The sequence below is a fragment of the Bacillus sp. 01N45 genome (assembly GCF_056399205.1).
In genome coordinates, this window is sequence record NZ_JBFTQW010000056.1 from 1 (window position 1) to 447 (window position 447).

The 447-nt window shown below is 68.1% G+C and carries 1 pseudogene; it reads left to right on the top strand.

What is annotated here, in order from left to right:
- Positions 1 to 447, top strand: a pseudogene (locus tag AC1DMU_RS29705) (DNA mismatch repair protein MutS); the annotation flags it as partial.

The window sequence follows — 447 nt, forward strand, 5'->3', positions numbered from 1 at the left end:
GCGCGGCCCCGCGACCTGTCGTCGCTGCGCGACACCCTGCGCGCGCTGCCCGACGTGCGCGCCACCGTGACGCTGGCCGACKACGCCCCGCTGCTGGCGCAGACCCTCGACGACCTCGAAATCCCGGAAGACTGCCTCGGCCTGCTGGTGCGAGCCGTCGCCGAGGAACCGTCCACGGTGCTGCGCGACGGCGGCGTGATTGCGCGCGGCTACGATGCCGATCTGGACGAACTACGAGACATTTCCGAGAACTGCGGCCAGTTCCTGATTGACCTCGAGGCACGCGAGCGCTCCCGTACGGGCATCGCCAACCTGCGCGTGGAGTACAACCGCGTGCATGGCTTCTATATAGAGGTGACGAACGGCCAGGCGGACAAGGTGCCCGACGACTACCGCCGGCRCCAGACGCTCAAGAACGCCGAGCGCTACATCACGCCAGAGCTGAAG